The organism is Rhizobium chutanense (assembly GCF_002531935.1).
Taxonomy (GTDB): Bacteria; Pseudomonadota; Alphaproteobacteria; order Rhizobiales; family Rhizobiaceae; genus Rhizobium; species Rhizobium chutanense.
In genome coordinates, this window is the sequence record NZ_NWSV01000005.1 from 408,681 (window position 1) to 430,329 (window position 21,649).

The 21,649-nt window shown below is 57.7% G+C and carries 18 protein-coding genes; 7 read left to right on the forward strand and 11 right to left on the reverse strand.

Going from position 1 to position 21,649, the window contains the following annotated elements:
* Positions 1 to 101 precede the first annotated feature (101 nt).
* The 8 genes from CO666_RS11465 to CO666_RS11500 form a co-directional block, all read right to left on the reverse strand.
* Complete coding sequence (locus CO666_RS11465) at positions 102 to 2,621, reverse strand: methyl-accepting chemotaxis protein (RefSeq protein ID WP_097612171.1); 2,520 nt, start codon at positions 2,619 to 2,621, stop codon at positions 102 to 104.
* Positions 2,622 to 2,819: 198 nt separating this feature from the next.
* Entirely contained in the window at positions 2,820 to 3,884 is a 1,065-nt protein-coding gene (gene fba, locus CO666_RS11470; RefSeq protein WP_097612172.1) for a class II fructose-bisphosphate aldolase, read from the reverse strand.
* A gap of 79 nt (positions 3,885 to 3,963) precedes the next feature.
* Positions 3,964 to 5,403 carry a dihydrolipoyl dehydrogenase gene (lpdA, locus tag CO666_RS11475; protein WP_097612173.1) on the reverse strand — a complete coding sequence of 480 codons (1,440 nt, stop codon included), beginning with the start codon at positions 5,401 to 5,403 and terminating at the stop codon, positions 3,964 to 3,966.
* Positions 5,404 to 5,481: 78 nt separating this feature from the next.
* A complete protein-coding gene (locus tag CO666_RS11480) occupies positions 5,482 to 6,768 on the reverse strand; it encodes a pyruvate dehydrogenase complex dihydrolipoamide acetyltransferase (RefSeq protein WP_097612174.1) in 1,287 nt (428 codons plus the stop codon).
* 1 nt (position 6,769) lies between these two features.
* Positions 6,770 to 7,768: an alpha-ketoacid dehydrogenase subunit beta gene (locus CO666_RS11485; RefSeq protein ID WP_097612175.1), complete on the reverse strand. Its 999-nt coding sequence runs from the start codon at positions 7,766 to 7,768 to the stop codon at positions 6,770 to 6,772.
* Positions 7,769 to 8,800, reverse strand: coding sequence for a thiamine pyrophosphate-dependent dehydrogenase E1 component subunit alpha (locus CO666_RS11490; protein ID WP_097612176.1), 1,032 nt, complete (start codon positions 8,798 to 8,800; stop codon positions 7,769 to 7,771).
* Entirely contained in the window at positions 8,801 to 10,126 is a 1,326-nt protein-coding gene (locus tag CO666_RS11495) for an NAD(P)H-dependent oxidoreductase (RefSeq protein ID WP_097612177.1), read from the reverse strand.
* 329 nt (positions 10,127 to 10,455) lie between these two features.
* Positions 10,456 to 11,448, reverse strand: a complete 993-nt coding sequence (locus CO666_RS11500; RefSeq protein WP_097612178.1) for a sugar-binding transcriptional regulator — start codon at positions 11,446 to 11,448, stop codon at positions 10,456 to 10,458.
* A 235-nt stretch (positions 11,449 to 11,683) separates the two neighbouring features.
* Between CO666_RS11500 and CO666_RS11505 the strand changes: the two genes are divergently transcribed.
* From CO666_RS11505 to CO666_RS11535, 7 genes are read left to right on the forward strand one after another with little or no spacing between them, the layout of a single operon-like run.
* Positions 11,684 to 13,396, forward strand: a complete 1,713-nt coding sequence (locus tag CO666_RS11505) for an ABC transporter substrate-binding protein (protein ID WP_245436772.1) — start codon at positions 11,684 to 11,686, stop codon at positions 13,394 to 13,396.
* Positions 13,397 to 13,400: 4 nt separating this feature from the next.
* Positions 13,401 to 14,348, forward strand: coding sequence for a carbohydrate ABC transporter permease (locus tag CO666_RS11510; RefSeq protein WP_097612179.1), 948 nt, complete (start codon positions 13,401 to 13,403; stop codon positions 14,346 to 14,348).
* Between the two features lies 1 nt (position 14,349).
* Positions 14,350 to 15,192: a carbohydrate ABC transporter permease gene (locus CO666_RS11515; protein ID WP_097612180.1), complete on the forward strand. Its 843-nt coding sequence runs from the start codon at positions 14,350 to 14,352 to the stop codon at positions 15,190 to 15,192.
* A 3-nt stretch (positions 15,193 to 15,195) separates the two neighbouring features.
* Positions 15,196 to 16,239 (forward strand): ABC transporter ATP-binding protein, encoded by a 1,044-nt coding sequence (locus CO666_RS11520; protein WP_097612181.1) that lies wholly within the window; start codon positions 15,196 to 15,198, stop codon positions 16,237 to 16,239.
* Complete coding sequence (locus tag CO666_RS11525) at positions 16,239 to 17,228, forward strand: carbohydrate kinase family protein (protein WP_097612182.1); 990 nt, start codon at positions 16,239 to 16,241, stop codon at positions 17,226 to 17,228. The genes CO666_RS11520 and CO666_RS11525 overlap by 1 nt, the downstream gene beginning before the upstream one ends.
* An 11-nt stretch (positions 17,229 to 17,239) precedes the next feature.
* Entirely contained in the window at positions 17,240 to 17,929 is a 690-nt protein-coding gene (locus CO666_RS11530) for a hypothetical protein (protein ID WP_097612183.1), read from the forward strand.
* On the forward strand, positions 17,880 to 18,545 hold the full coding sequence (locus CO666_RS11535; protein ID WP_245436774.1) for a hypothetical protein: 666 nt from the start codon (positions 17,880 to 17,882) through the stop codon (positions 18,543 to 18,545). The genes CO666_RS11530 and CO666_RS11535 overlap by 50 nt, the downstream gene beginning before the upstream one ends.
* 355 nt (positions 18,546 to 18,900) lie before the next feature.
* Here CO666_RS11535 and CO666_RS11540 read toward each other — a convergent pair whose 3' ends face one another.
* The 3 genes from CO666_RS11540 to CO666_RS11550 are packed head-to-tail and all read right to left on the reverse strand — an operon-like array spanning position 18,901 to position 21,637.
* Positions 18,901 to 19,797 (reverse strand): ribokinase, encoded by an 897-nt coding sequence (locus tag CO666_RS11540; RefSeq protein ID WP_097612184.1) that lies wholly within the window; start codon positions 19,795 to 19,797, stop codon positions 18,901 to 18,903.
* Positions 19,794 to 20,666: a MurR/RpiR family transcriptional regulator gene (locus tag CO666_RS11545; RefSeq protein WP_097612185.1), complete on the reverse strand. Its 873-nt coding sequence runs from the start codon at positions 20,664 to 20,666 to the stop codon at positions 19,794 to 19,796. Before CO666_RS11545 ends, CO666_RS11540 begins: the two co-directional genes overlap by 4 nt.
* Positions 20,663 to 21,637 (reverse strand): ABC transporter permease, encoded by a 975-nt coding sequence (locus CO666_RS11550; protein ID WP_097612186.1) that lies wholly within the window; start codon positions 21,635 to 21,637, stop codon positions 20,663 to 20,665. The genes CO666_RS11545 and CO666_RS11550 overlap by 4 nt, the downstream gene beginning before the upstream one ends.
* Positions 21,638 to 21,649: the final 12 nt, after the last annotated feature.

Below are 21,649 nucleotides of genomic sequence, written 5' to 3' on the forward strand. Positions count from 1 at the left end.
GGCTGAGAATTTCTTATTTTCATCGAGTTTCAACAGGTCAACTATCCTTATCTGATGCTGTTAGGTTGTGGGTAAGCGCAGCGAGTTCGGTCAATCCCGGCCTAGGCAGCCTTTTCGGTGTGAACGGTTGGCGTTGCATTCAGTGCAAAGGAATCGACGAGCTGGACGAGGTCGTCGACTTGCTCCGCAAGCCGGCGAGTGGCTGCGCCAGCCTCCTCGGCCATTGCAGCGTTGAGTTGCGTCACTCTTTCCATCGTGCTGACGGCGTCGTTGACTTCGCTGAGGCTCCTTGCCTGGCTTTGGCTCGAAAGTGCCAATTGGCCGACATCACGCGAAACGTCACCAATCTTCAGCACGATATCGTCCAGGGCGCGGCCAGTTTGCTCGACAAAATCCACTCCGGCGTCCACCTCGCTGGTCGAATGGTGAATAAGCGCTCCGATTTCTTTTGCCGCCAAAGCGGCACGTTGAGCAAGTTCTCTGACTTCATGCGCGACGACAGCAAACCCCTTTCCTGCGTCTCCAGCTCGGGCAGCTTCAACTCCGGCATTTAACGCCAGAAGATTTGTCTGGAATGCGATGCCATCGATGACGGTGACGATGCTCGTTATGCGATCGGATGCCTCCTTGATACGTGACATTGCGCCGATGGCATTCCCTACGATAACCAGTGAACCATCTGCTTCCAGCTTGACCCGCTGTACGATGTCAGCGGCACTTGCTGCACGCTTTGACGCTTCCCCGACAGTTATGGTGATCTCTTCGATCGCCGCCGCAGTTTGTTCGATCGAGCCTGCTTGCTGTTCATTTCTGCGAGAAAGTTCTTCGGAGGCTTCTGCAAGTAGCCGGCCATTGATGTGAATCTCGGCTGACGTCGCCCTGACGTCCAGCATGGTCGAGCTCAGGCCGCTGATAGTGCTGTTGAAGTCTCGTCTGAGCGTATCCAGATCCCCAGCAAACGAGACATCGATAGTTTTCCGCAGGTCTTTGCTCGCCAGATTTTTAAGACCGCTAGCAAGTGAAGTCACCGCTAGCTCGATATTTTTCTGGGTTAGAGCTCGTTCGCGTTCGTTTGTCTCCCGCTCCGACTCTGCCATTCGATGAAGATCTTCCGTATGCGCCTGTATGGCAATCTTCTGAGCTGCGTTCTCTTTGAACACTGCAAGTGCACGCGCCATTTCACCAATTTCATCTTTTCGTCGGTCTCCTTCAATCACGACGTCCAACGAACCGCCGGCCAAGCGGCGCATAATGTCGGTAATTGAGCCGATAGGCCGCTTGAGCGTGATGACGAGTGCCGTACCTGATGCCATTGCGATGAAAAATCCAAAAGCCATCGATGTTAGCGAGACGGAATTCGCCAGCGACCGTTCAGTCGATGCCATTTGCCGTTGACTGTCCGCAAACGCGTCCATTAGTTCCCAGATCTCGTTGATCTTGTCAGTTGCGGATCGGTACTGCTTCTCGGAACCAGCTCGATTTGCTTCCAGTCCGGCGGCACTCTCACGCAAATCATCGGCGATCGCCTTCACCGTATTGGGGATCTCGCCGAAGTAGGGATCGATCGGGACTAACTCCGTCAGCAAGCTTACCTCACCCGTATAAACAAACAGAGCTCGCTCTACTGCCTTCACATTATCCTCAGTCGGTTCGCCCAGAATGCTGGCAAAGGTGATTTTTACGTCGCTGCTGTTGCTCACGATAGACCGGAGCTTTTTCGTCACCTTGTCGGCGTCGAGTGAACCCCCGTTCCGACCAATCAGATCGGCGGCGGCCTGATTGACGGCTGCCGCGCTCTCCGCCCTCAATGTTTTCGATAAACCAGCCAGGTCGTTTGCGATGGCCGACTCCTCGGGCTGGCTCCTCGTTTCCTGAGCCTCGCTTATCTTTAGAAACGCCGACATCCGATCGGCTATACTGGATCCGCCTGGGACACCGAATGAATTCAGAAGACGATCGGATTTTGACAGTTTGTGTGCAAAATCTTCGAAGGATGCTCGCACAGCTGTTCCTTCCGGACGAAAAGACCAGCCCTCCATCAACCGTAGTTGTATTGCGAGATTTTCGCAGTCGTTCAGAACCGATTGGAGGGTCAGCGTGTCGGAAAGCCTCGATTTTCGTTTATTATCCAGCTGATTAGCTTGTGCGACGATCTTGAATGCGTGTTTGCCGAGCTCCAGCTGCAGGGAATTCAGCGCGTCGAGTTGTCTGGAAATGTTATCTGTCAGCCGCGACCGGTCCTGTCGAATCCTCCATATCTCGTTTACGTAAGAGAGGATTGTTCGCGTAGCTTCCTGCGCCTTCCGTAATTCCGCAACATCCTGGGCGTCCGGAATTCCTTCGATCGCACGGTCGATTTCGCTGATCTGCGCCGTCGTTATGTTGGAGGCTCGCGTGAATGTCGCATCATCGGGCTCGCGAAGAAACGCCGTAATGCCGGCATAAACACCTTTGAACCCTGAGAGCAGCCGGACTACGTCATTCGAGACGTTCAGCCGCGCTTCCAGCACTCTTGTCGCATAAAGTCCCGTGGCGCCGACCGCGGCGATTGTGATCAACAGCGGAAAAACCAGTATCAGGACCTTGGTCTGAATTCTGAACCGCGCGAGAATCCTGTCCATTTCGCCTCCCAAAGCATTTTCTCTCCAAGCCGAGACACTCTGGCACGAACAACTTAAGTTTACCTTTCGGTTTTACAAATTACTTCCAGCCTGCGAAAATGTTCACGAAATTGCGTTTTCGCCCCGGAAAAACCGCGAAGATCCAACTCTTCGTGGCTTGTAGAAACAAGTGTTCGGGCGGCCGTGCCGTGTTCGGAGCTAAGAGAAAACCGGATCGAGCGACCCGGATGCATAGCGCTTTGCCATCACCGAAACGGGAAAGGGCGTAATGCGCGCCGCCATGCCGGCGGTACCGAACTGTTCGAAGCGTTCCTTGCAAAGCGTGGTGAGCGCGGTCATTGCCGGCTTCAGATATTTGCGCGGATCGAATTCGCCCGGATGTTCCTGCAGGACCCGGCGGATCTGCCCGGTCATCGCCATCCGGCCATCGGTGTCGATGTTGACCTTGCGCACGCCATTCCTGATGCCGCGCTGGATCTCTTCGACCGGCACACCCCAGGTGGGCTTCATCTGGCCGCCATACTTGTTGATGATTTCCTGCAGCTCGAACGGAACCGACGACGACCCGTGCATCACGAGATGCGTGTTCGGCAGCTTCCGGTGGATCTCTTCGATGACATTCATTGCCAGCACCGAGCCATCGGGCTTGCGCGTGAACTTATAGGCACCGTGCGAGGTTCCCATGGCGATCGCCAGTGCATCGACCCGTGTTTCGCGCACGAATTTCACTGCCTCGTCCGGATTTGTCAGCAACTGGTCGTGCGACAGCTTGCCTTCCGCGCCGTGCCCATCCTCCGCCTCGCCCATACCGGTCTCGAGAGAGCCAAGCACACCGAGCTCACCTTCGACCGAAATGCCGCCGAGATGTGCCATCTCAGTCACTCGCTTGGTGACGCCGACATTGTAGTCCCAGTCGGCCGGCGTCTTCGCATCCGCTTTGAGCGAACCATCCATCATGACCGAGGTGAAGCCCGCCTGGATCGCCGTCATGCAGCTCGCCGGATCGTTGCCGTGGTCGAGATGCACGCAGATGGGGATGTGCGGATAGATTTCGACGACCGCGTCTATCATGTGCTTGAGCATGATGTCATGGGCATAAGCGCGCGCGCCGCGTGATGCCTGGATGATGACAGGAGCATCAGCCGCATCCGCGGCCTCCATGATGGCGAGCGCCTGTTCCATATTATTGATATTAAAGGCGGGAACGCCGTAGCCTACCTCCGCCGCATGATCCAGCAATTGTCTCAGGGTTATCCTTGCCATCCGAATTTTCCCTCTCGCGGCATTCCATAACGCCGCCTCTATGTTTCCCCACACGATGAAGCTAATCTCATCCGGCGACTTACGCGTTCAGCACGCGGCCATAGGCATCGAGCACTGCTTCCTTCATCGTTTCGGACACGGTCGGGTGCGGGAAGATCGTGTGCATCAGCTCTTCCTCGGTCGTTTCGAGGTTCATCGCGACGACGAAGCCCTGGATGAGCTCGGTGACTTCGGCGCCGACCATGTGAGCGCCGAGCAGTTCGCCGGTCTTCTTGTCGAAGATCACCTTCACCATGCCCTGGTCTTCGCCGAGCGCGATCGCCTTGCCGTTCGCCGCAAAGGAGAAGCGGCCGACGCGAATGTCGCGGCCCTGCTCCTTGGCCTTGGCTTCCGTGAGGCCGACGGAGGCGACCTGCGGATTGCAATAGGTGCAGCCCGGAACCTTGCCCTTGTCGGTGGGATGAACGTGCGGCAGGCCGGCGATCTTTTCGACGCAGACGACACCTTCGTGCTCGGCCTTGTGGGCCAGCATCGGCGGGCCGGCAACGTCGCCGATCGCATAGATGCCGGCGACATTGGTCTTGCCGTAACCGTCGGTGACGACGCAGCCGCGGTCGGTCTTGATGCCGAGCGCCTCGAGGCCGAGGTTTTCGATGTTGCCCTGGACGCCGACGGCCGAAATCATCCGGTCGGCGGTGATCTGCTGCACCTTGCCGTCTGACGTCTCGACATGGGCGGTGATGCTGCCCGCCCCCTTCTCGACCTTGGTCACCTTGGCGCTGGTGAAGATCTTGAGGCCGCGCTTTTCCAGCTGCTTGCGGGCGATAGCGGTGATTTCGGCATCCTCGACCGGCATGATGGTCGGCATGACTTCGACGACCGTCACATCGACGCCCATCGAGCGGTAGAAGCTTGCGAATTCGATGCCGATCGCGCCGGAGCCCATGACGATCAGCGACTTCGGCAGCGCGTCCGGCTTCAGCGCTTCGAAATAGGTCCAGATCAGCTTGCCATCCGGCTCGATGCCGGGCAGCGCGCGCGGACGGGCGCCGGTCGCGATGATGATGTGCTTGGCGTTATAGGTGCCCTCGCCCTTGACGTTCTTCGGCAGCGGGTGCTGCGGCTCGACCACCGGCTTCGACGACTTGCCGACGACGATCTCACCTGGCTTGGTGATCTTCGCCTCGCCCCAGATGATGTCGATCTTGTTCTTCTTCATCAGGAAGCCGACGCCGGCATTCAGGCGGGCGGAGACGGCGCGCGAGCGGCCGACGACGGCCTTGGCATCCGGCTTGACCGTGCCTTCGAGAACCAGGCCGAAATCCTTGAAGTGATTGGCATGGTCGAGCACCTCGGCCGAGCGCAGCAGCGCCTTTGTGGGGATGCAGCCCCAGTTGAGGCAGATGCCGCCCATATGCTCGCGCTCGACGATCGCGGTCTTGAGGCCGAGCTGGCTGGCGCGGATGGCGGCGACATAGCCGCCGGGACCGGAGCCGATGATGATGACGTCGTAGGACATCTGTTTTCCTTGAAAAGATTGGGGGATCCGTCACAACGTGTTAGCGTCGCGGCAGGATCCCCCGAGGCTGGGAGGAAACTAGATCAGCATGCTCATCGGGTTTTCGATGAGCGTTCGGAATTTTCCAATCAGCTCTGCGCCAAGAGCGCCATCCACCGCACGATGATCGGTTGACAATGTCACGGTCATTACGGTCGCGCTCGATAACTCGCCTTGAGCGTTGACGACGGGCCTTTTCTCCCCAGAGCCCACAGCCAGGATGGTTGAATGGGGAGGGTTGATGATCGCTGCGAATTCCTTCACCCCGAACATGCCGAGGTTCGATATCGCTCCTGTACCGCCCTGGTACTCGGCCGGCTTCAATTTCCCTGATCTGGCGCGTGCAGCCAGATCCTTCATCTCATTGGAGATCGTCGAAAGCGTCTTGGATTCCGCATGTCGGATGATTGGCGTGATCAGCCCGCCCGCCACGGAAACTGCAACTCCCACGTCAACAAAATGATGGCGCACGAGGTTCTCTTCAGTCCAAGACACGTTCGCGTCGGGCGTTGATCCGAGGGCCAGCGCATAGGCCTTGATGACCATGTCATTGACCGACAACTTAAATTTTGGTGTGCCATCCGACACTGGCGCCGAGGCGTTCAGTTCGGTTCGCAGCTTGAGCAAAGCATCGATATGGCAATCAACCGAGAGGTAGAAATGTGGAACCGTTATCTTTGCTTCCAGCAATCGCCGGGCGATCGTCCTTCGCATGGGTGTATGAGGTTGCAGATCGTAGGTGCCTTCGGCGAACAGCTTCAGAGAGCCGTCGGAAGACAGCTGTTCGCCAATATTTTCAACGCCAACAGGCGCTGGCAGAGCGATCGTCGCCTCGGCAACGCGAGCCTTTGAAACATCAGCGCTCACGATCCTTCCATGCGGGCCGGTTCCGGCCACAGAACCCAAATCGACGCCGCCTTCCCGCGCTAGACGCCGTGCCAAGGGCGTAGCCCTGATTGCGCCTCCTGCATCCGCTGGTGCATTATGGTTTTGAGTGCTGACTGGATGGGCGGCGGTCGCGCTGGGAGCTCCAATCGTTGCGGGAACGGCCGGAGCGGATGACTGAGAGGCAGCCTGATGATCCTCGCCCTCCTCGTAAACCCAAGCGACTGCCGACCCTACCGCGATATCAACGCCTTCTTCGCCCGTGACGTTCCTAAGAATACCCGTAGCCGGGGAGTCAATTTCCATTGCCGCCTTGTCGGTTTCGATCTCGAACAGGACGTCGCCCTTCCCGACGCGGTCACCTTCCTTGAAGAACCACTTCGAGATCTTGCCGGTCGCCATATCCATGTCGACCTTCGGGAGGATGATTTCTGTTGCCATACTATCGCGCTCCCCTCACAAGATCCCGCGCTGCATTTAAAATGTCTGGGACTTGCGGAACGGCAGCCTTCTCAAGCTCCGGATTATACGGAATCGGCGTTTCGGAGCCCCCAAGCCGGACAATCGGTGCATCGAGATAGTCGAATGCGTCGCTTTCGGCGATCATGGCGCTTATCTCGGCGCCGACACCGAGCGTCTTGACGCCTTCGTATACGCAGAGGAGTCTGGTCGTCTTTTTCACGCTTGCAATCACGGTCGCCCTGTCGATCGGCCGCACCGAACGAAGATCGACTACTTCGACATCAATGCCTTCGCCGGCCAGTTGTTCGGCTGCATCCAACGCCTTATGGACCATGATCGACGTCGCGACGATGCTAAGATCCTTGCCCTGTCGACGAATTTCCGCCTTGTCGAGAGGAACGGTATAATGACCCTCGGGAACCGGGCCCTTCATTTTATACAGAAGCTTGTGCTCAAAGATCATGACCGGGTCTGGATCGGCGACAGCGGCAAGCAACATGCCTTTGACATCGTATGGTGTCGCGGGCTGAATGACCTTCAGGCCTGGCACATGTCCCAACCACGCCTCCAGGCTCTGGCTATGCTGAGCGGCCGCCCCGGTGCCGGAGCCGGCCGGAAATCGCATAACAACCGGCACTGACACTTCTCCGCCAAGCATGTAGCGCATTTTGGCGGCCTGATTGACGATTTGCTCCATCGCCAGTGCCGCGAAATCAGAGAACTGAAACTCGAAAATCGGTCTCAATCCGGTCATCGCGGCACCAACGGCGACGCCTGCACCGCCTAGTTCGGAAATCGGGGTGTCCATCACGCGTTCCGGTCCAAACCTGTCGATGAGATCGCCGGTTACCTGAAACGCGCCACCGTAAACGCCGATGTCTTCGCCCATCAGAATGACGCGCTCGTCCGCCTCCATCGCAATCGCCATGGCTTCTTGGATGGCTTGGGAGTAGCTGAGTTCTCGAACACCGGTGTCCATTTATGCCTGCTCCGTATAAACATTCTCAGCCAACTCAGCGACGTCAGGCGCCGGACTTACCTTTGCGAATTCGATACCTGCCGCGATCTCATCGCGAACGGACTGACGGATTGCCTCCAGCTCTGCGTCATTTGCGACACCGAATTCCCGGAGCTGCGCTTCGAACCGGATGATTGGATCTCGATTGCTCATCCAATCGTCGATCTCGTCTTTCGTGCGGTAGCGGTTTCGGTCGCTCTTGGAGTGGCCGCGATAGCGATAAGTCTTGCACTCGATGAGTGATGGCCCCTCACCGCGCTTCGCACGTTCAACGGCATTGTGAGTGGCTTCGGCCACCTCGGAGAGCACGTTGCCGTCGACGATGACGCCCGGCATGCTGTAAGCGCTGGCGCGGTCAGCGATATTGGCAACCGCCGTCGAGCGCGCGGTCGACGTCGACATGCCGTAGCCGTTGTTTTCACAGACGAAGATAACGGGCAGCTTCCAAATGGCAGCCATGTTCAAGGCTTCGTGGAAGGCGCCTTCGTTGTTTGCGCCGTCGCCAAAGAAGCAGACGACAACTTTTCCGGTCTTGAGCCGCTTGGATGTCAGCGCGGCGCCAACAGCGATGGGTAAGCCGCCTCCAACGATTCCGTTCGCGCCGAGATTGCCGGTCGTAACGTCTGCAATATGCATGGAGCCGCCGCGGCCGGCGCAATAGCCAGTCGTTTTGCCGAAGAACTCCGCGAACATGCGTTTGACGTCAGCGCCCTTGGCGATGCAGTGGCCGTGGCCTCGATGGGTGGAGGTGATCTGATCCTGTTGCGTCAGCGGGAGGCAAACGCCCATGGCGCTTGCTTCCTGGCCGATCGACAGATGCATCGTTCCATGGATAAGACCACGCGTGTAGCTTTCCTCAGCGCCTTCTTCGAACTGGCGAATGAGGTGCATCTTCCGAAGAGCGTCCAGCAACTGCTCGCGGCTATATTGTCGGTAGATGAAAGGAAGATTGCTGGCCTCGGCACTCTTGATCGCCCTTGCTGAATTCGCCATTTATGCCTCCCTGCCGTAAACAAGAGCGTCTTGCCGGGCGCGCAAGGCGGCAAGACGAGAGCCTTCCGCGACCGATGCATTGCTGTAGGTAATCAACTCGCCCTTCTTGATCGGCGCGGTGACCTTGCCTCCTTGCAGCATGCCGCAGGGAATTGCGGAGGCGCTTCGAGCTTCAGGCGCAGTCATGATCCACGCGCGGTAGCAGTACTCGCCGATTGCATCGAGCTTGTCGCCAGGCTGGAGATCCTTCTTGGCCACCGCACATACTTCGGCCACAGGGGTAGACAGGGGGACCATGTCCGGCTTTCCGTAAAGAACGACGCGGGCACAGGTCAGCGGTACTTCCAATGACGTCAGATGATACGGCCGGTGGAAGGTGAAATACGGGCCCTTCCCCATCTTCAGATCTTCCATCCGCTCCGAGATTCGCGGATGGGACATGTCGGCAACAACGAACACGCCAGGGGCAACACCCTTTCCGATCGAATAGTCGACGACGCCGACCTTTGTCAGCACGCCGCCGTCTTTTTCAGGCACGAGCACCGTCGATAACTGGTCGAGCGTGGCCGCCGGCCCGTGCATGCCCGGTTTGTCCGGCAGAAGACCCGTTGCGTTTGCAATGGCGGCCATTTCCACCATCGTTTTTGAACCATCCACGAATTCGACAAGCATGCGAACGTTCATGTTTCGGCGCGCCGCTTCTTCGGCGTACTGGTCGGGGACCGCGTCGATGTTCAGGGGGTTGTTCTTGCCTTTGCCTGCCGCAACGATTGGATGACCCATCGCCGTCACAAACTCGATCAATTCGATGCAAGACGATGGCTCGTCTCCGGCGCCGAGGGAGTAGGTCACTCCGAGCCGCTCGGCCTCGCTTTTGAGATATGCGCCAATCGTGACGTCCGCTTCGACGTTCATCATCACGAGGTGCTTGCCATGCTCCATGGCCGCCAGACCGATTTCTGCGCCCACGGCCGGGACGCCAGTGGCATCGATCACCACATCGATCAGTCCGCTATTCAGGATATTGGCGGAATCGGCCGTGATGGCGATCTTCCCGCCCTCAATCACAGAATTGAGCTGATCCGCAGTTACGGCTTCGCGATGACGGCCATCGGCCTGGTAAGCGATATCGACGGCTTCGCGAGCACGGGCGACGTTGAGATCGCAGATTGCCCCGATCTCAATCCCAGGCATGTGGGCGACGCGGGTCACGATGTCGGTGCCCATCTCCCCACTGCCGATCAGGCCGATACGAATAGGCTTTCCCTCGGTCTCTCGACGCACCAGATCGCGTGCGAGCCCGGTTGGCGCAACGTTAATGGGCATTCCATTCCTCCCAAATTCATCCGGGACGATTGGTAATGTACATTTGTTATTTCGTCAACACGTATGTTCTTTATGGCTCCGGAGATTGGTCAATATTCCTCGTTTTAGCGGCGTGCGACGAACTTTTATCAGCACAATAAACACATGCGCAGGCTGCCTGGTAAGGCGCTCAACAGCCGCAACCGGAAGCGGGTGGCGCCTTTCGGTCGCGAATTTGGCTTAGGATAGGCAGTGCTATGGTCCACGCGATTATGCTGCGCGGCATAAGGGCCTTAGGAAAGGCCTCCGGGCGGTGCCAAATATCAATGCGCAGACAAAATTATTGGCGTCTACGCTCGTTCGCGCTCAGGGCGCGCAGCCGTTGAGCCGAGTAACGCGCCCGCGGTCTGTTCGTCGGTCACAAAAGTTGTCGGTTTGATCGTAACAAGAGACGCGCGAAGCGCCTCCAGCTTTTCCGGCCCGCCCGAGATTAGGATACGCTCGGGGGTGCGCCGCAGTCGCTCGAGATTCACCGAGATAACCCGAGCGTTGACCTCGTGGTCAATGACATTCCCGTCTTTGTCAATAAAGTTGTAGAGAACGTCTCCAACCGCACCGGCATCTATCAAGGAGCGGCGATCGGCTTCACTAAGATATCCGGTTCGATAACTTGTTGTCAGAGCAGAGATGCCCCCGACCGAGAGAAGCGCCACGTCGAGCTTATCCGCCATCTCAAAGATGGCGGCAAGGCCACATCGTTCCAGCAAGGCATGTTTTGTCTCCGGGCTGTCAACCACAGCTGGCGCCGTGACGAGGAAGCCCTCGCCCTTAAACAGTTCTGCGAACTGCCAGGCAAACTCTGCGGGATTGAAGCGACGGGCAGCAGAAATACCGCCGAGCAGCGACACGACGCGGAAGTCATCAAGAGCTGCGCCGGCAATAAATGGCAATGTGTTGTAGAGGGTACGCCCCCAACCCACGCCGACGATCATGCCGGAATGCATCATGCCTGTGATCAGCGTTCCCGCTGCTGCAGCAATCACCTTGGTCGGATCACCTTCAGCATCAGCGAACGGCGCGACAATCACTTGCTTTATTCCGAAGGTAGCCTCCAACTCCCTTTCAAGAGCGATCATATCGGAAAGCGCCGAAGATATTGTAACACGGACCTCGTTGCGGCGACGAGCTTCCGCAAGAAGCCTAACGACCATGACACGGTTGATGCCCAACTGGGCAGCAATGTCGTTCTGTGTGTAATTCTCTATGTGATAGAGCCACGCCACTCGTGCCCGCAGCCTTTCAGACTCGCTCTGAACCATGACAACTGGAGGCGTGGTCTGCATTTAGCTTCCTTCCGGATCTATCAAACTTGGCGCGGGTAACGCGATGCGGGGTCCACCCGTTTTCCGCAACGGATCGCCGCGTCGCCGAGTTCTGAATTTCCTGTCCTGTACAAGATTTATCACACACTGGATAGATCGGCTTCAATTGCTCTCCAGACGAGCGTTGCGGTGCACAAAGGTATTTATAATTTATACGATGTTCTAACGTCGCGCTGAGTACCCGGCGAAAAAATGGTTGACAGTCGCGAAATATGAACACATTGTATTTTTCAATAGCAATTGTTCGTCCTTCCGGACAGGCAAGGGCTACGGGAGCGGAGTGGAGGCCGCGCCAAACCTACTTGCCTCCATTGGCATTCAACTGATTTATTCGGATTGGGAGGAGTACAACATGACAGTTTTAAGTTCGGGCGTATCCCGCCGCGGATTCCTGAGGCATTCCGCAGCTTTCGGGCTCGCTGCAGGCGCAGCCTCGGCCCTCAGGTTGCCCGCATTTGCGCAATCGGGTCTTCCGGATGTCCAATCCGTTTTGGACAAGATTTCCGTTAAAGACTATGTCCGCGAGGACTACCGCAAGCTCTACAAAATGTCCGATGATCCCCTGTGGGATCCGGCGAAGGACTGGATTCGTACGGTAGACTGGGAAAAGGTTCGCTCGGAGCAGAGCGGAAAGACAGTCAGGTTTGCCGTAGGCGCTGCTGACCAGGAGTCTGCGGCCGAGGGACTTAAGCCTTTTGAACAGCTGTCAGGCATCAAGGTCGAACTTGTTCCAATCCCCGACGACAGCTTCTACGATAAGGCGGTTTCGGAGTTCATTTCCGGCAACGCGTCCTTCGATGCTTTGCAGTTCTTCTCGCCCTGGCTCGGGGACTTTGCAGGTCCGGGCTTCCTTGCCGATCTCGGCGAGTATGCGGAGAAATGGAAGCTACCGCTCGACGACTTCTATGACACCTATCGTCTGAACTACGGCTATGTCGGCGGCAAGCTGGTCGGCATCCCGTTCGACTGCGATGTTCAGATGGTGCACCTGCGCAAGTCGATCATGGAGAAGATACTTGGCGGACCCATCGATCGAGCTCAATCGGTGCCGACCTACGACGAGCTCATTCGTATCACTGCCGAAGCAAACAAGCTCGGCGGTGGAGTAGCCGGCGTCGGCTTAATGGCGGCCCGTGGTTTCTGGGCAACTTACACCTGGGAGCACATCGCCGCGCAAGCCGGTCTTTCCCTGTTCGACAGCCAATGGAATCCACAGCTCACCAGTGATGCCGGAATGAAAGCCATGGATATCATCATGGCTCTTCAGAAAAATGCCATCGAAGGTGTTTCCGGTGCAGGCTGGGGTGAAAACCGCGCCGCCTGGCTTGGTGGCCAGGTTGCAGCCAACATCAGCTGGCAGGACAGCGGCACGCAAGCCATGCGGCCTGATCAGTCGAAGATTGTCGATGACTTCATTACGATCTACGAGCCGCGGATTTCGGGCGGTGTATTTGCCCCGCCGAACATTGCAGGGTCGACCTCCTGCGTGGCAGCCACGTCGCAAAATCCCGAGGGCGCTTTCCTTATGCTCGCGTTCCTCACGACTTCGTCTATCATGGCGATGAACGAAGCGAATGCGAATGGCGTTGCTCCAGGCTATCGCTCCGTTCTCGGAAACGAACGTCTTCGGGCGGTTAGCCAACCCATGAAGGTCTGGGCGGACAGCCTGGAGCACGCATGGTGCGCGCCCCGTATTCCTGGGATGTTCGAAATGGAGCAGGCACTCGGGAATGAAATCAACCGCGCAGTCACGGGTCAGATTTCAGCCAAGGAAGCCCTCGAGAACGGGCAAAAGGCCTGGAAGGGTATCTTGGAGAAGAATGGCTTCTCTGGTGGAAACGCCCCGATCGCTTACGCGGACGCAGAACCAGGGCTCTATGTAGGCAAAGGCAAGGCACTGCCTTTCTAAGATCATGACACATTCAGCTCAAAGACTTGAAACGGAGGCGGCGTTTGCCGCCTCCACCGTAAAGATACCCGCTAGACCTCGTCCCCGTTCGGCTACGGCGAGGAAGGTCTTCCCGTATCTCCTGGTTGGACCTGCTGTAGCCTACCTGCTCGCGATCACCCTGTATCCAGGTCTATTCGCGATGTACCAAAGCCTCTTTGTGGTCAAGTTCGTGAACTGGTCGTGGGTGGGGCTCGGCAACTACTCGAGGATCATCCAAGATCGCGAATTCTGGGCCGCGTTGGGAAACACCGCCATCATCGGCGGTATCTCCCTGGCCCTGCAGTCCGTGATCGCGATGGCTGTGGCCTTCTTTTGTTACCGTGACCCGTTCGTTCGCGGCTGGCGCATCATTTTCCTGATGCCGATGCTTTTCATGCCCTCGGCAGTGGCATTCATCTGGAAGCTGGCCTTCAATGACGGCCGGGTAATCTCCGATATTCTCATGTCGATCGGAGTGGTCTCCAACAATGTCGACTGGCTTGCGTCCATCTGGCTCGCCAGACTTACACTGATCGTCGCGGACGTGTGGCAGTGGACGCCCTTTCTTTTCATTATCTTTGTCGGCGCTCTTCAGGGGCAGGACGAGGAGATTGAGGAAGCGGCCCGATTGGATGGGGCAAGTTGGAGCAGCATTTTCTGGAACATCTCATTGCCGATGATGCGGCCCATCATCGTGGTCGCCGTAACGCTGCGCGGCATCGACATCACAACAATGTTCACGAACGTCTACATCATGACCCAAGGCACACCAGGCGGTGCGACGGAGACGATGAGTTACTTCATCTATCGTCAGGGCTTCAGGATGTTCAATTTCGGATACGCGTCCGCGGCATCGGTGCTGATGCTGATCTTCACGATCATAATCGCACAAACTGTCGTGAAACGCGCATTCAAATCCGGGAAATCATGACATGGCCAGTATTCGAAAAAGCGGCGGTGAAAGCCTCCTCCTTCGCTACATAATTCTTGTCGCATGGGCGCTCGTTTGTCTCGTTCCAATCATCTGGTTCCTGACGATCGGCTTCAGGCCAAGAACGGAAATCATTGTCCCAAGGCCGATCTACTGGCCCACCTGGAGCTTGGACGCCTGGCGTCTGCTCGTCAGCGATTGGCCCATAGCTTCCTATCTGAGAAACTCGGTCGCTGCGGTGGCGGGCTCTGTCGTCATTGATCTGATTTTGGCGATTCCTGCAGCCTTCGCTTTGGCCCGCTATGAGTTCCGGGGCCGAGAGGATATCGGTTTTTACATCCTGTCGACGCGGATGATGGCGCCGGCCATCGTTGCGGTGCCAATCTTCTTCCTGTTCAAGAATATGGGTCTGCTCGATTCCATCTGGGCTCTAATGCTCATTTACGCGGCCATCAACCTCAGTCTCGTCACTTGGATCATTCGCAGCTATATGCTGGATATTCCAAAAGAACTGGAAGACGCCGCCCGTACCGACGGCGCCGGAGATCTGACCATTCTTTGGGAAATAATGATCCCAGCATGCCTGCCCGGTATCATAACGGCTGCGGTGATTGCCGCTATCTTCGCAATCAACGAATTTCTTTTCACCCTCCTCATCGCATCGACCTCCAAGGCCTACACGATGTCCGTTGCGCTCGCCAACTTCACAGGCGGCTCCGACGGGGTGATCTACAACGCAATCGCACTCGTCTCGTTCCTCGCATTCGCTCCGATCTTGATCCTCGTTATCTTGATCCAGAAGCATCTCTCGCGCGGCCTCACGATGGGCGCTGTGAAAGGATAATCCATGGCCTCTATTGAACTTAAAAACGTCGTGAAGAGCTTTGGCTCCTTCTTTGGTGTCCAAGACGTGAGTCTCGATATCGCTGATGAGGAGTTTCTCGTCCTTTTAGGACCCTCCGGCTGCGGGAAAACGACAACCATGCGCATGATTGCCGGCCTGGAACAACCGACCGGCGGCGAGATCCGCATAGGCGGCAATGTTATGAACGAAGTCGATGCCCGAGATCGAGACGTTGCCATGGTCTTCCAAGGCTATGCCCTGTACCCGAACATGTCGATCTATGAGAACATCCGGTTTCCCCTGAGAATGAGGCGCATCCCCAGGGACAAACATGACAGCCTCGTTCGTCGCGCCGCGGATATGGTTGAGCTCGGGCCATTTCTCGAACGCAAGCCTGGCGCGCTTTCGGGTGGTCAGAGACAGCGCGCCGCGCTCGCGCGTGCTATTGTTCGCCAGCCGCAAGTCTTTCTGATGGACGAGCCGCTTTCCAACCTCGATGCAAAGCTACGTGCCAGCATGCGCGTCCAGATCAAGCACATGCAGCGCGACCTGAAGGTGACCACAGTGTACGTGACCCACGACCAGATCGAGGCAATGACGCTTGCTGATCGAATCGTCATCATGAACAAAGGGATCATCCAGCAGATCGGCACTCCCGATGAGATCTATTCGAATCCGGCGAATACTTTCGTTGCGGGGTTTATCGGTTCGCCCCCGATGAACTTGGTGTCGGGCTCGGCGCAAGGTGGAATCTTCTCGGCTTCTGGCGTGAAGGTCGCCTGCCCGGCAACGCTCTCCGGTCAGGTTACTCTCGGTTTCCGGCCGGAGGATTGCCTGATCGGTGGCGAGAATCTCCAAGGCACCGTCTACGGCATCGAGCCGACCGGCGACATCACCTACCTGTCCGTCCGTACTCCAGAGAGGACCTTCGAAATCAAAGCTGGACGGGATTTCCGTGCAAAGATTGATTCCACCGTATCGATCGGGTTTGATCCTAGCCGGCTCTACTACTTCGACGCCGATGGCAACAGGATCGGAGTTCAGTGATGTCGGCGACCTTTGATTTCAGTTGCGTCGGCTTTTACACTTTCGATGCTCTTTGCCGACCGGTCGCGGATATTCCGCCAGGAGGCCAAACCCTCTTCGTGGAAGACTTCACCCTGGCCGTATCCGGCGCTGCCGGCTCCGCCGCCATCGTGGCCGCCAAATACGGCCTGCGGGTGCAAGCTGTCGGCGGAGTGGGCTATGATGACATGGGCGACTGGGTCCGCATGAAACTTCAGTCCTTCGGCGTAGACACCACCATGATGCGGCGCTACGAGGGCTATTCAACCTCCTGTTCCATCGTGACGACACGGCCGAACGGTCAGCGACCGGCGCTCCACAAGCGTGGTGCGACCGATGCATTCTTTGTCTCAGATTCGGAAATAGACCGCGTTCTTGACACCAAGATCCTGCATGTCGGCGGAGTCGGCCTGATGAACCGGATGGATGACTGTGGTCGCACTGGTGAAATCATGGCTGAAGCTCGTCGCCGCGGTGTGATAACAACGCTCGATGTCTTCGCCTCGACATCCAACGATCTCCCCAAGGTCGAAGCCCTCTTACCCTACACCGATTATTTCCTGCCTTCTGAAGAGGAAGCTCAGGCCCTTTCAGGGTTGACCCGCAATAAGGATCTGGCGGATTTCCTTCTTAGCCGAGGAGCTAAATGTGTCATTCTGACCTTGGGAGCAGAGGGCGCCTACTATCATGATGAGACCGGCCTGGAGTTCCATTCGCCGGCATTCCAGGTCGATGTGAAGTGCACGTGCGGGTGCGGCGATTGCTTCAACGGCGGGTTCGCAAGCGGCTTGGTGCGGGGACTGTCGCCTCAAGATGCAGTCGAACTCGGCCAAGCCTCCTCTGCACTAAACGCCACCGGCTTGGGAAGCCAGGCTGGCGTGGCGAATTATGATGCGACTCGTGCGTTTATTAAAGCTACCCCGAGGCGTCAATTGCAGTATGATGTAGTGGCTCTGACAGAGGTGCACTGAGGTAAGTTGGCATGTCGCCCGATTTCGCTCCACAAACGACGCATTTGAAAGATGTTCTGAGATCGTTGCGTTATACGCTCAGAAGGGGGCGTGACACGGTAAAGGAGACAGCCCCACGGCGACTCCCGGCACCGGCATCGGAGATCGCCCTTTCCGCTCTTGGTGAGATTGAAGTGCTTGCCCGCAACGTTGATCAATTGGCGTGCAAATTAGCGCACTCGGTCCTGGAGGATTCGGCGAAACTCAAAAGCTTCCGCGAAGTCATTGCTTCATCGCGGCCGCAATACGAGTTTTCGGTCGCTTTCTATGAGACAATGAAGCTTGTATTGAGCCATCTCGGCGCTAAGAGAACGCTGATCAATCAGAGCGCCGCTCTGAGGGCCTTTGTTCGAACGGCTGCGTCGCAAGACGTCTACCAGCTTGCGGCCCAATTGACGCTGCACCTTGCAGATGAGGGATTGATCACAGTTGATCAGTTGGAGGACCGGTCACCCGTGGCGCGACCCGAGATAATTGTCGTCGCGGTTTTTGCCGGCATGCTCTCGCTGCTCGCAGAATCGGACGACGCTGGTAGAGAAGTGATGATCGCCGCCGCGACCGATATAGCAGTCGCTCTTCAAGAAAAGATCATGGATCTCTATCGGGAGAAAGATGGCCCAGCTTTGGCCGCGCTTTTTCAACGGTGCGCCGGCCATGTTTGATTTGTCACGATCGATGCACAATCTACCCCGAACCAATAAGCCTTTAAGGGTGGCAGTCAGGCAGTTGCATTGGTTCAAGGCGGCCTTTCATGCACACGCCGTGTTTTGCGGCGAAGCGATGGCTTGCAACTTCGCCATCGACGACGTCAAGCTGGCAGGAGCGTTTGTGCGCTGGCTGGATAGCATCGACCGCCAGAAGCCGAACGAGCGGGCGGAGCGACGCGAGTTTTTTCAGTTTGCGCCGTCTCTCGTACTGCGCGAACTGGTCGCAGATATGCCAATCAGGGCAATGTGCGCTCCTACCGGCGTTGATCCGAAATCACCAGAAGCGTTTTGGCCTGAAGGATATGTGGCGACGACGTTTTGCCTGTCGGTCTATGCTGCCACGATGGGGCAGGAATTTCATATGGACGTCCATGTGAGCCAGATGGTCGATGATCTTCGAAGCTGGTGGTCGTTTCGGGAAAACGCGACCCAAGACACCGACTACGCGGCCGGCTTTTTCCAGATGTTGCTAGGCAACGATCCTAACTGGTGGATGCCGAGCAGTTTCAACGCTCGGACCCGTCCGGTGATTGATGGGCCTGGGGCCGAACCTGCAAATTCGGCCGAATAAGAACCTGTTGGGAAAGGACCTTCCGCTCAGGATCGGTGTAAATTTTCAGACTGCCCTCGCTTGGTCTCCACTTTAGAGGCGACGCTCATTCAGCGGGCAGTGGTTCGGAGCGAAATGACACGTTAAGGGACATGAGTGCTCAAGCACCTTGCGGTGGTCAGTTGGTCCTATAGCCCATGCGCCTGCCGGCGGCGAAACTACATCTATAAGTAGAAATCCAAATAGGGCGGGATGGGCGTGTCCGAAGCGAAGTGGCTGAGACGCAGGAGGATGAGAACACAAAGCTAGCGCGTAGGGCCTGCAGCGCTTGCCGGATGACGATCCGTTCCGAAACCAGGCGACACCTCGCCCGTTATTACATCTGCCGGCCATCTCGTTGCTGAGGCGTGCTGACCAGTACAGCGGCGGCGCGGTTGGCCGAATCCAGTGCCGAGCGGATTCCGCATCCGCGGGCGAGTTCAGCCGCAAGCACTCCGGTGAACTCGTCGCCGGCACCGTGCGTACTAACGAGCTCGACCTTAACGGCTTCGATGGAAAACGCTTCGCCTTCCCTAGTGGCGCAGGCTACCCCTTCCCCACCGGCCGTGACCACGACGACCGAGAACCGTTCTGCCAACCGCGTTGCCGCTTTCAGCGCTCCCGCCAAGCTGTCGACCGGAACCTGCGCCAACTGTTCTGCCTCGATTGCGTTTACCACGACAACGTCGACGAGCTTGGCAAGATCGTCCGACAACGGTCGCGCCGGCGCGGCATTAAGGACGACCTGGCCGCCGACGCCCTTCATCGCCCGTGCAGCTGCGACGTTGGCGTGATCGGGAACTTCGTTCTGCAACACCAAGACGCCGCCTGCAGTAAAGACCTCCCTGGCGGCGTCGACGTCCGGCTGCCCGAGCATGAGGTTGCTGCCCGAGACGATGACCGCGCCGTAGTCGCCTTCGCCGTCGAAGATCGCGACGCTCATGCCGCTCCCGATGCCGGCCACCGTCTTCACGAAGCGGTGATCCACATTCCTCCGCGCGAGATTGTCGGTCAAAGCGCGTCCGAAATCATCGTCGGCGACGGCACCGATCATGTGCGACGGCACGCCGGTCTTGGCCGCGGAAACGGCCTGGTTGCCGCCCTTGCCGCCGCATTTCGGATACCAGCTGCTTCCCGTCACTGTTTCCCCCTTCCGCGGGCGTGCCGGGCCGTGCACCATGATGTCGTAGTGCAGGCTGCCGAGGACGACGACGGAGGGCGAGGCGGTGGTCATGGAAGCTTGTCCTTGCGTTTGGATGTGACGGCGGACATCGTCTTTTCGAGATTTCTCTCCGCCGCCTGGTAGTTTCTCTTGGCGACCGCCATGAAAAGCGCGTCGAGTATGTTGAGCTGTGCGATCCGCGCCGCCGCGTTCTCGCCCATCAGAGGCGATCCCTGCGCCGTCGAACATAAAACGATGTCGGTGATCTGGGCCAAGGCCGATCCGCCGTAATTGGTGATGGCGATCGTCCGCGCGCCCGACTTCCGCGCGAGCTGTATTGCTTCGATCACCGCCGTGGTGTTGCCCGAATGGGAGAAGCCGATGGCCACGTCCTCTGCGCCCAGCAGGGATGCTGACATCAACATCATGTGCGAGTCGTCGTGAACGTTGCACCGGACGCCGATCCTCAGGAACTTGTGAGCGACATCTCGCGCGATTTGCGCCGAGCCTCCGACACCGTAGAAATCGCGTTGACCCCGTTTCGCCAACAAGTCGGCGGCACGGTCGAAGCCATCGACATCGAGGATCGCAAGGGTTTCTTCGAGCGCGTTGATCGATGTGCGGAAGACTTTCTGGATGATTTCCTGGGAACTGTCTTCCGCAGACAGTTCCTGATGCATTTCCGCTGTCGGGAGTCTGTTGTAGCTCGAGACCGCCGTGCGAAAGTCACGGAAGCCTGTGAAGCCCAGCTTCTTGGTGATCTTCACCACCATCGCCTCGGACACCCCGGCCTCGGCCGCCAAGTCCTTGAGAGCGGTGTCTTCCGAGAAATCCCTCAGTCCGAACACCGTCTCGACGACCCGTGCCTCCAAGGGGGTGAGCTGAGGCATCATCATCCGGATGCGTGGGCCTACCGCCTTGAGATCATTTGCAAAATTCATCCCCGTCCCCTTGTGACGCGATCAATCATCATCGCGACAAGGATAATAAGGCCAGTGGCAAGAAGTTGGTAGAAGGCCTGCACATTCATCAACGTCAATCCGTTGCGCATGGCGCCCAGAATGATCGCGCCGAGCAGCGTGCCGATGACGCTGCCCTTGCCGCCCATCAGCGAAGCACCGCCGATTGCCGCTGCAGCGATTGCGTCGAGTTCCCACAGGTTGCCCAGGATCGGTTCAGCGGCACCAAGGCGGCCGATGAGGATCATCGAGGCGAGTGCCGCCAGAACAGCGGAAATCACATAAGCGGTGATCTTGGTAATGGCGATCGGCACACCGGCGACATAAGCGGCTTCTTCATTGCCGCCGACTGCGAGCAGGTATTCACCCAGCGGAGTCTTCTTGAGAAGCACCCAGGCCAAGAGAGCGACGACAGCCACCATGACGACCGAATTTGGAATTCCGGCGACGTTCCCGTTGAACAGCGCCCGGAAGCCCTGCGGGACGCCCAGGACAGGGTTGCCGCCGGTATAGATGAGCGCAATGGCTCTATAGGTGCTGAGCGTGCCAAGCGTTACAATGAAGGGCTGCAGTCCGGCATAGGCGACAAGCACGCCATTGACGAGGCCGCAGAGAACACCAATGCCGAGCCCAGCAAGGATGGCGACAGGAACCGGGATGCCCGCCACAAGCAGCGTGGCCGAGATGACCGCTGCGATCGCCGCGGTCGGCCCGACGGAGAGGTCGATGCCTCCGGAGATGATCACCAGGGTCATGCCGAGCGCGAGGCAGGCGTTGATGCTCGACTGCTGGAGGATGTTAAGAAGATTTCGCTGCGAGAGAAAATCGGGAGCCAATAGGCCGAAGATCAGCATGATCGCGAAAAGGCCGATCAGCGTGCCGGCGTCGCGCAGCGAGAACGATCCGAAAAATTTGGACGATGGCGCTGCGGCATTCTCGATGGTGTCGGACATAAGCTTCTTCCT